The 7,855-nt window shown below is 39.5% G+C and carries 10 protein-coding genes and 1 pseudogene; 6 read left to right on the forward strand and 5 right to left on the reverse strand.

Going from position 1 to position 7,855, the window contains the following annotated elements; translation table 11 throughout:
• A pseudogene (locus tag E7T07_RS10720) lies at positions 1–130 on the forward strand (IS4 family transposase); the annotation flags it as partial.
• A 9-nt stretch (positions 131–139) separates the two neighbouring features.
• Here the strand turns inward: E7T07_RS10720 and E7T07_RS11285 are convergent.
• The gene (locus E7T07_RS11285; RefSeq protein ID WP_001303004.1) at positions 140–265 is read right to left on the reverse strand and encodes a LysR family transcriptional regulator; all 126 of its coding nucleotides are present in this window, start codon (positions 263–265) and stop codon (positions 140–142) included.
• A 230-nt stretch (positions 266–495) separates the two neighbouring features.
• Positions 496–1,701: a sodium/glutamate symporter gene (gene gltS / locus E7T07_RS10730; RefSeq protein ID WP_000599533.1), complete on the reverse strand. Its 1,206-nt coding sequence runs from the start codon at positions 1,699–1,701 to the stop codon at positions 496–498.
• A gap of 443 nt (positions 1,702–2,144) precedes the next feature.
• Here gltS and E7T07_RS10735 point away from each other — a divergent pair, with 443 nt between their 5' ends.
• From E7T07_RS10735 to E7T07_RS10745, 3 genes are all read left to right on the forward strand, one after another.
• Positions 2,145–2,465, forward strand: coding sequence for an antibiotic biosynthesis monooxygenase family protein (locus E7T07_RS10735; protein ID WP_000562370.1), 321 nt, complete (start codon positions 2,145–2,147; stop codon positions 2,463–2,465).
• Positions 2,458–2,844 carry a hypothetical protein gene (locus tag E7T07_RS10740; protein WP_000460651.1) on the forward strand — a complete coding sequence of 129 codons (387 nt, stop codon included), beginning with the start codon at positions 2,458–2,460 and terminating at the stop codon, positions 2,842–2,844. The genes E7T07_RS10735 and E7T07_RS10740 overlap by 8 nt, the downstream gene beginning before the upstream one ends.
• 70 nt (positions 2,845–2,914) lie before the next feature.
• Positions 2,915–3,538, forward strand: a complete 624-nt coding sequence (locus E7T07_RS10745; RefSeq protein ID WP_001280391.1) for an ArsR/SmtB family transcription factor — start codon at positions 2,915–2,917, stop codon at positions 3,536–3,538.
• Here the strand turns inward: E7T07_RS10745 and tetR(B) are convergent.
• Positions 3,516–4,139 (reverse strand): tetracycline resistance transcriptional repressor TetR(B), encoded by a 624-nt coding sequence (gene tetR(B) / locus E7T07_RS10750; RefSeq protein ID WP_167874959.1) that lies wholly within the window; start codon positions 4,137–4,139, stop codon positions 3,516–3,518. The genes E7T07_RS10745 and tetR(B) overlap by 23 nt on opposite strands.
• A gap of 81 nt (positions 4,140–4,220) precedes the next feature.
• Here tetR(B) and tet(B) point away from each other — a divergent pair, with 81 nt between their 5' ends.
• A complete protein-coding gene (tet(B), locus tag E7T07_RS10755) occupies positions 4,221–5,426 on the forward strand; it encodes a tetracycline efflux MFS transporter Tet(B) (protein ID WP_001089068.1) in 1,206 nt (401 codons plus the stop codon).
• Positions 5,427–5,538: 112 nt separating this feature from the next.
• On the opposite strand, the gene tetC is transcribed toward tet(B), so the two are convergent.
• A complete protein-coding gene (gene tetC / locus E7T07_RS10760) occupies positions 5,539–6,132 on the reverse strand; it encodes a tetracyline resistance-associated transcriptional repressor TetC (protein WP_000428546.1) in 594 nt (197 codons plus the stop codon).
• Positions 6,133–6,219: 87 nt separating this feature from the next.
• On the opposite strand from tetC, the gene E7T07_RS10765 reads away from it, so the two are divergent.
• The gene (locus tag E7T07_RS10765) at positions 6,220–6,636 is read left to right on the forward strand and encodes a helix-turn-helix domain-containing protein (protein ID WP_000275180.1); all 417 of its coding nucleotides are present in this window, start codon (positions 6,220–6,222) and stop codon (positions 6,634–6,636) included.
• A gap of 9 nt (positions 6,637–6,645) precedes the next feature.
• Here E7T07_RS10765 and E7T07_RS10770 read toward each other — a convergent pair whose 3' ends face one another.
• Positions 6,646–7,854 (reverse strand): IS4-like element ISVsa5 family transposase, encoded by a 1,209-nt coding sequence (locus tag E7T07_RS10770; RefSeq protein WP_006250222.1) that lies wholly within the window; start codon positions 7,852–7,854, stop codon positions 6,646–6,648.
• Position 7,855 lies beyond the last annotated feature (1 nt).

The following is a 7,855-nucleotide window of genomic DNA, read 5'->3' on the forward strand; positions in this document are numbered from 1 at the left end:
AACAGTTCGCTTAGGCATGGAAGTTTTGCGGCATTCTGGCTACACAATAACAAGGGAAGACTCACTCGTGGCTGCAACCCTGCTTACTCAAAATCTATTCACACATGGTTACGTTTTGGGGAAATTATGAGGGGATCTCTCAGTGCTCAGCATGTTTGAGTGCTTTACTCGCCGCGGGTTGAGAAATATGTAAAACTTCAGCCGCACGCGTTAAGGAACCACAAGTCATTACAGCATAAAAGATATCGAGATGTCTTAATTTCATTCCATGTAGCCTACTGATTATTTATTTCTACGGACTATTCTAACGAATAAAGTATAAATAATCAGATATACTCGTCATAATTCAAATTTTGGTTTAGTTGTCACGAGAATTAATTCGTAAACGTGCAAGCTAAATAGATTGACTAGGGGAATATACGGGGTAAGAAAGCGGCTCGGCATACTGCCCTATAATAAATTGTTAGGAGAAGTACGCCGAGTAGTGTGTAGCTATTAGGTAAAGTATGTACCAATTTCAATAAATATTTTAATTAAGATACTGTTTGAAATATCAACAATAAAGGCACCGACCATAGGAACGACAAGGAAAGCTTTATGTGATGGTCCAAATGCTTTTGTGACTGTTTGCATATTCGCAATTGCTGTTGGTGTTGCTCCCATACCAAAGCCACAGTGACCCGCGCTGATCACGACAGCATCATAATCTTTGCCCATCATTTTGAAGGTGACAAAGCAGGCAAATAGCACCATGACAACAGTTTGTACAGCAATGATAATTAATACTGGCCCTGCCATGCTTGCCAATTGACCAAATTTTAATGACATTAACGCCATTGCCAAGAAAAGCGATAAAGCAACGCTACCTAATACATCGACGGTCGGCTCAAACACTTCGTGTTTAAATACATGAGTCAGTGTATTACGGATAATAATACCGACAAATAAACACCAGACAAAAGTAGGCAGTTGCAGAAAAGTATCTTTAAACAATGCACTGATATAGCCACCAACAACAATACAGATAATCAGCATTGAAATGGTTTCAATAACGTTATTTGCATTGATTTTTCTTTTGACGCTTGGTTGCTCAAAAGCTTCAACGATAGTGTCGCGCTCTTGCTCGGTTGTTTTAGGAATAGAGACCTTTTTCAAAAGATGACGGGCAACAGGGCCGCCAACTAAACCACCCAACACTAATCCAAGTGTTGCACAAGCCATCGCTAATTCAACGGCGCCTGTTACACCATATTTATCAGCGAGAATAGGGCCCCATGCTCCGGCATTACCATGACCACCTGTTAGAGTAATTGAACCTGCAATTAAGCCAATAAATGGACTTTCATTCATCATGACAGCCATACTCATGCCGACAGTATTTTGAATGGCGATTAGGATCGTTACTGCAATAGTTAATAGAACTAACGGCTTTCCTCCTTTAATCAGTCGAGAAAAGTCAGAACTTAGCCCGATAGAGGAAAAGAATGTGAGCATTAATAAACTTTGCAATGAAGCATCAAAAGTAAACGAATAACCTGATGTTTTATCAATAATTAACAGAACAATTGCAACAATAAAGCCACCAACGACGGCTTCTGGTATGTGGTTTTTTTGTAGGAACGGGGTAAATTTTACGACAAACATTCCTATGAGTAGCGCGATACATGCGACTAATAATGTATAACTGGCATCTAGGATCATTTTTTTACCTCTATTAGTTTACCAGAATTTTCACTATAACAATTTAACAATAGTGAAAAATGAAGTTACTTTGGTTAACTAATCTTTAACAATGAGTTTTATTAGGGTATCCATAACTTTTAGTTAATAGGGTCATAATTTTAGTGTGATCTTAATCATGAAATATTAAAAAGATTAAAATAACAACAATGGTATTTAATGATGGGTAAACCTAAATACCATGCGGGATCCGCACTATTTTCGGTGATAGCAAAAAATAAAAAAGTATAAATAATAAACAAAATTATAAGAGAAGGAGAACATGATAAGCGCAGGCCGAGCAATTTAAAGAAGTGTGATATACAACATAAAACAGCAGCATGACCTTTCTATATTTCGTTGCTTATCGAAGTGTTAATTTTCGGGTGGATTACTCTGTTTGTTGATTAATAACGGAGAAAAATATGATTGCTGTAATATTTGAGGTGCAAATACAACCCGACCAACAAACTCGCTATTTGACTTTAGCTGAGGAGTTAAGACCACTATTAAGTCATGTAGCTGGTTTTATTTCAATTGAACGTTTTCAAAGTCTAGCTACAGAAGGAAAAATGTTATCGCTATCTTGGTGGGAAAACGAATACGCAGTTCTGCAATGGAAAAATCATGTTTTACATGCGAAAGCTCAACAAGAAGGGCGAGAGTCAATATTTGATTTTTACAAAATTAGTATTGCTCATATTACTCGCGAATATTCATTTAAAAAGGACAAGGATAATGTTTGATGTTCACGTTGTTTTAGATAATCAAATAGGACAATTAGCATTACTAGGAAAAACATTAGGTAATAAAGGTATTGGATTGGAAGGGGGAGGGATATTTACGGTTGGTGATGAATGCCATGCTCATTTTCTTGTTGAACAAGGAAAGGAAGCTAAAATAGCGCTAGAGCAAGCTGGACTGTTAGTACTTGCGATCCGGACACCATTAATTCGTAAGTTAAAACAGGAAAAACCGGGGGAACTTGGCGAAATAGCACGAGTATTGGCGGAGAATAACATTAATATTTTAGTGCAATACAGTGACCATGCTAACCAACTGATATTAATAACGGACAATGATAGTATGGCTGCATCTGTTACGCTCCCTTGGGCAATAAAGTGAACTTGCGATGGCTAATTTAATACGAAAAGAGGTTACCTTTGAGTCCTCAATAGCCGCGATAGGGGCGGCTATGTCTGACATTTCACGAGTTAAAATACTCAGTGCTTTGATGGATGGGCGAGCTTGGACGGCCACTGAGCTAAGTTCTGTGGCGAATATATCAGCTTCAACGGCGAGCAGTCATTTATCTAAATTATTAGATTGCCAGCTAATCACAGTAGTAGCTCAAGGCAAGCATCGTTATTTTCGGCTAGCAGGAAAAGATATTGCTGAATTGATGGAAAGTATGATGGGGATCTCCTTAAACCATGGCGTACATGCCAAAGTTTCCACGCCAGTGCATTTACGAAAAGCACGTACTTGCTATGATCATTTAGCTGGCGAAGTTGCCGTTAAGATCTATGATTCCCTTTGTCAACAGCAATGGATCACTGAAAATGGTTCAATGATCACATTAAGTGGTATTCAATATTTTCATGAAATGGGAATTGACGTTCCTTCCAAACATTCACGTAAAATCTGTTGTGCGTGTTTAGATTGGAGTGAACGCCGTTTCCATTTAGGTGGGTACGTTGGAGCCGCATTATTTTCGCTTTATGAATCTAAAGGGTGGTTAACTCGACATCTTGGTTACCGTGAAGTTACCATCACGGAAAAAGGTTATGCTGCTTTTAAGACCCACTTTCACATTTAAGTTGTTTTTCTAATCCGCATATGATCAATTCAAGGCCGAATAAGAAGGCTGGCTCTGCACCTTGGTGATCAAATAATTCGATAGCTTGTCGTAATAATGGCGGCATACTATCAGTAGTAGGTGTTTCCCTTTCTTCTTTAGCGACTTGATGCTCTTGATCTTCCAATACGCAACCTAAAGTAAAATGCCCCACAGCGCTGAGTGCATATAATGCATTCTCTAGTGAAAAACCTTGTTGGCATAAAAAGGCTAATTGATTTTCGAGAGTTTCATACTGTTTTTCTGTAGGCCGTGTACCTAAATGTACTTTTGCTCCATCGCGATGACTTAGTAAAGCACATCTAAAACTTTTAGCGTTATTACGTAAAAAATCTTGCCAGCTTTCCCCTTCTAAAGGGCAAAAGTGAGTATGGTGCCTATCTAACATCTCAATGGCTAAGGCGTCGAGCAAAGCCCGCTTATTTTTTACATACCAATACAATGTAGGCTGCTCTACACCTAGCTTCTGGGCGAGTTTACGGGTTGTTAAACCTTCGATTCCGACCTCATTAAGCAGCTCTAATGCGCTGTTAATCACTTTACTTTTATCTAATCTAGACATCATTAATTCCTAATTTTTGTTGACACTCTATCATTGATAGAGTTATTCTACCACTCCCTATCAGTGATAGAGAAAAGTGAAATGAATAGTTCGACAAAGATCGCATTGGTAATTACGTTACTCGATGCCATGGGGATTGGCCTTATCATGCCAGTCTTGCCAACGTTATTACGTGAATTTATTGCTTCGGAAGATATCGCTAACCACTTTGGCGTATTGCTTGCACTTTATGCGTTAATGCAGGTTATCTTTGCTCCTTGGCTTGGAAAAATGTCTGACCGATTTGGTCGGCGCCCAGTGCTGTTGTTGTCATTAATAGGCGCATCGCTGGATTACTTATTGCTGGCTTTTTCAAGTGCGCTTTGGATGCTGTATTTAGGCCGTTTGCTTTCAGGGATCACAGGAGCTACTGGGGCTGTCGCGGCATCGGTCATTGCCGATACCACCTCAGCTTCTCAACGCGTGAAGTGGTTCGGTTGGTTAGGGGCAAGTTTTGGGCTTGGTTTAATAGCGGGGCCTATTATTGGTGGTTTTGCAGGAGAGATTTCACCGCATAGTCCCTTTTTTATCGCTGCGTTGCTAAATATTGTCGCTTTCCTTGTGGTTATGTTTTGGTTCCGTGAAACCAAAAATACACGTGATAATACAGATACCGAAGTAGGGGTTGAGACGCAATCGAATTCGGTATACATCACTTTATTTAAAACGATGCCCATTTTGTTGATTATTTATTTTTCAGCGCAATTGATAGGCCAAATTCCCGCAACGGTGTGGGTGCTATTTACCGAAAATCGTTTTGGATGGAATAGCATGATGGTTGGCTTTTCATTAGCGGGTCTTGGTCTTTTACACTCAGTATTCCAAGCCTTTGTGGCAGGAAGAATAGCCACTAAATGGGGCGAAAAAACGGCAGTACTGCTCGGATTTATTGCAGATAGTAGTGCATTTGCCTTTTTAGCGTTTATATCTGAAGGTTGGTTAGTTTTCCCTGTTTTAATTTTATTGGCTGGTGGTGGGATCGCTTTACCTGCATTACAGGGAGTGATGTCTATCCAAACAAAGAGTCATCAGCAAGGTGCTTTACAGGGATTATTGGTGAGCCTTACCAATGCAACCGGTGTTATTGGCCCATTACTGTTTGCTGTTATTTATAATCATTCACTACCAATTTGGGATGGCTGGATTTGGATTATTGGTTTAGCGTTTTACTGTATTATTATCCTGCTATCGATGACCTTCATGTTAACCCCTCAAGCTCAGGGGAGTAAACAGGAGACAAGTGCTTAGTTATTTCGTCACCAAATGATGTTATTCCGCGAAATATAATGACCCTCTTGATAACCCAAGAGGGCATTTTTTACGATAAAGAAGATTTAGCTTCAAATAAAACCTATCTATTTTATTTATCTTTCAAGCTCAATAAAAAGCCGCGGTAAATAGCAATAAATTGGCCTTTTTTATCGGCAAGCTCTTTTAGGTTTTTCGCATGTATTGCGATATGCATAAACCAGCCATTGAGTAAGTTTTTAAGCACATCATCATCATAAGCTTTAAGTTGGTTCTCTTGGATCAATTTGCTGACAATGGCGTTTACCTTACCAGTAATGTATTCAAGGCTAATTTTTTCAAGTTCATTCCAACCAATGATAGGCATCACTTCTTGGATAGGGATAAGGTTTTTATTATTATCAATAATATAATCAAGATAATGTTCAAATATACTTTCTAAGGCAGACCAACCATTTGTTAAATCAGTTTTTGTTGTGATGTAGGCATCAATCATAATTAATTGCTGCTTATAACAGGCACTGAGTAATTGTTTTTTATTTTTAAAGTGATGATAAAAGGCACCTTTGGTCACCAACGCTTTTCCCGAGATCTCATCTATTGAAACAGCTTGATAGCCTTTTTCAACAAACAATATTCGTGCTGAGTTAACCAGTGATTGATAGGTACTCTTAAAATTTTCTTGTTGATGATTTTTATTTTCCATGATAGATTTAAAATAACATACCGTCAGTATGTTTATGGTATCATGATGATGTGGTCGTGACAATCTTAAGAACATTTAGGTTATTTTATGTATATTGAACAGCATTCTCGCTATCAAAATAAAGCTAATAACATCCAATTAAGATATGATGATAAGCAGTTTCATACAACGGTTATCAAAGATGTTCTATTATGGATTGAACATAATTTAGATCAGTCTTTACTGCTTGATGATGTGGCGAATAAAGCGGGTTATACCAAGTGGTATTTTCAGCGGCTGTTCAAAAAAGTAACAGGGGTCACACTGGCTAGCTATATTCGTGCTCGTCGTTTGACGAAAGCGGCTGTTGAGTTGAGGTTGACGAAAAAAACTATCCTTGAGATCGCATTAAAATATCAATTTGATTCCCAACAATCTTTTACACGTCGATTTAAGTACATTTTTAAGGTTACACCAAGTTATTATCGGCGTAATAAATTATGGGAATTGGAGGCAATGCACTGAGAGATCCCCTCATAATTTCCCCAAAGCGTAACCATGTGTGAATAAATTTTGAGCTAGTAGGGTTGCAGCCACGAGTAAGTCTTCCCTTGTTATTGTGTAGCCAGAATGCCGCAAAACTTCCATGCCTAAGCGAACTGTTGAGAGTACGTTTCGATTTCTGACTGTGTTAGCCTGGAAGTGCTTGTCCCAACCTTGTTTCTGAGCATGAACGCCCGCAAGCCAACATGTTAGTTGAAGCATCAGGGCGATTAGCAGCATGATATCAAAACGCTCTGAGCTGCTCGTTCGGCTATGGCGTAGGCCTAGTCCGTAGGCAGGACTTTTCAAGTCTCGGAAGGTTTCTTCAATCTGCATTCGCTTCGAATAGATATTAACAAGTTGTTTGGGTGTTCGAATTTCAACAGGTAAGTTAGTTGCTAGAATCCATGGCTCCTTTGCCGACGCTGAGTAGATTTTAGGTGACGGGTGGTGACAATGAGTCCGTGTCGAGCGCTGATTTTTTCGGCCTTTAGAGCGAGATTTATACAATAGAATTTGGCATGAGATTGGATTGCTTTTAGTCAGCCTCTTATAGCCTAAAGTCTTTGAGTGACTAGATGACATATCATGTAAGTTGCTGATAGGTTTCCAGTTTTCCGCTCCTAGGTCTGCATATTGTACTTTTCCTCTTACTCGACTTAACCAGTACCAACCCAGCTTCTCAACGGATTTATACCATGGCACTTTAAAGCCAGCATCACTGACAATGAGCGGTGTGGTGTTACTCGGTAGAATGCTCGCAAGGTCGGCTAGAAATTGGTCATGAGCTTTCTTTGAACATTGCTCTGAAAGCGGGAACGCTTTCTCATAAAGAGTAACAGAACGACCGTGTAGTGCGACTGAAGCTCGCAATACCATAAGCCGTTTTTGCTCACGGATATCAGACCAGTCAACAAGTACAATGGGCATCGTATTGCCCGAACAGATAAAGCTAGCATGCCAACGGTATACAGCGAGTCGCTCTTTGTGGAGGTGACGATTACCTAACAATCGGTCGATTCGTTTGATGTTATGTTTTGTTCTCGCTTTGGTTGGCAGGTTACGGCCAAGTTCGGTAAGAGTGAGAGTTTTACAGTCAAGTAATGCGTGGCAAGCCAACGTTAAGCTGTTGAGTCGTTTTAAGTGTAATTCGGGGCAGAATTGGTAAAGAGAGTCGTGTAAAATATCGAGTTCGCACATT

The sequence above is a fragment of the Actinobacillus porcinus genome (assembly GCF_901764995.1).
Taxonomy (GTDB): Bacteria; Pseudomonadota; Gammaproteobacteria; order Enterobacterales; family Pasteurellaceae; genus Exercitatus; species Exercitatus porcinus.

Bases quoted from the DNA above. Each gene is read 5' to 3' on its own strand.
- tetC (WP_000428546.1), bottom strand. From the start codon at position 6,132: ATGGAAAATAAAAATCATCAACAAGAAAATTTTAAGAGTACCTATCAA.
- E7T07_RS10765 (WP_000275180.1), top strand. From the start codon at position 6,220: ATGTATATTGAACAGCATTCTCGCTATCAAAATAAAGCTAATAACATC.
- E7T07_RS10770 (WP_006250222.1), bottom strand. From the start codon at position 7,854: ATGTGCGAACTCGATATTTTACACGACTCTCTTTACCAATTCTGCCCC.
- E7T07_RS10735 (WP_000562370.1), top strand. From the start codon at position 2,145: ATGATTGCTGTAATATTTGAGGTGCAAATACAACCCGACCAACAAACT.
- E7T07_RS10745 (WP_001280391.1), top strand. From the start codon at position 2,915: ATGTCTGACATTTCACGAGTTAAAATACTCAGTGCTTTGATGGATGGG.
- E7T07_RS10740 (WP_000460651.1), top strand. From the start codon at position 2,458: ATGTTTGATGTTCACGTTGTTTTAGATAATCAAATAGGACAATTAGCA.
- gltS (WP_000599533.1), bottom strand. From the start codon at position 1,701: ATGATCCTAGATGCCAGTTATACATTATTAGTCGCATGTATCGCGCTA.
- E7T07_RS11285 (WP_001303004.1), bottom strand. From the start codon at position 265: ATGAAATTAAGACATCTCGATATCTTTTATGCTGTAATGACTTGTGGT.